Origin of the sequence: Nonomuraea sp. NPDC048916 (assembly GCF_040649575.1) — a bacterium.
Lineage (GTDB): Bacteria > Actinomycetota > Actinomycetes > Streptosporangiales > Streptosporangiaceae > Nonomuraea.
Genome location: NZ_JBEZFS010000132.1, coordinates 1 through 949, shown reverse-complemented (window position 1 = coordinate 949; position 949 = coordinate 1). Strand labels below are relative to the sequence as shown.

Genomic DNA, 949 nt, shown 5'->3' with positions numbered 1-949 from the left:
CGAGGTGTCGCGGACCTCACGGGCCTTCTCGCCGAAGATCGCGCGCAGCAGCCGCTCCTCGGGCGTCAGCTCGGTCTCGCCCTTGGGCGTGACCTTGCCGACCAGGATGTCGCCGGGGACGACCTCGGCGCCGATGCGGATGATGCCGCGCTCGTCGAGGTCGGCCAGGACCTCCTCGGAGACGTTCGGGATGTCGCGGGTGATCTCCTCGGGACCCAGCTTGGTGTCACGGGCGTCGACCTCGTGCTCCTCGATGTGGATCGAGGAGAGGACGTCGTCCTGGACCAGCCGCTGGGACAGGATGATCGCGTCTTCGTAGTTGTGACCCTCCCACGGCATGAACGCCACGAGCAGGTTCTTGCCCAGGGCCATCTCGCCGTTCTGGGTGCACGGACCGTCGGCGATGACCTGGTTGACCTCGACCCGGTCGCCTTCGACGACGATGGGCTTCTGGTTGAACGAGGTGCCCTGGTTGGAACGCTTGAACTTGGCGACACGGTAGGTGGTGCGGGTGCCGTCGTCGTTCATGACGGTGACGTAGTCGGCCGAGACCTCCTCGACCACGCCGGCCTTCTCGGCGCTGATGACGTCGCCCGCGTCGGTCGCGGCACGGTATTCCATGCCGGTGCCGACCAGCGGCGCCTCGCTCTTGAGCAGCGGCACCGACTGGCGCTGCATGTTGGAGCCCATGAGCGCGCGGTTGGCGTCGTCGTGCTCCAGGAACGGGATCATCGCGGTGGCGACCGACACCATCTGGCGCGGCGACACGTCGATGTAGTCGACCTCGTCGGCACGGGCCAGCTCGGTCTCGCCGCCCTTGGTGCGGACCAGGACGCGGGTCTCGGCGAACGAGCCGTCGGGGTTGAGCGTCGTGTTGGCCTGCGCCTTGACGAAGCGGTCTTCCTCGTCGGCGGTGAGGTAGTCGATCTGGTCGGTCACCTTGCCGTCG

1 pseudogene is annotated in these 949 nt (G+C 67.5%); it reads right to left on the bottom strand.

From position 1 onward, the window contains the following. Window positions 1–949, bottom strand: a pseudogene (locus tag AB0C16_RS40085) (DNA-directed RNA polymerase subunit beta); the annotation flags it as partial.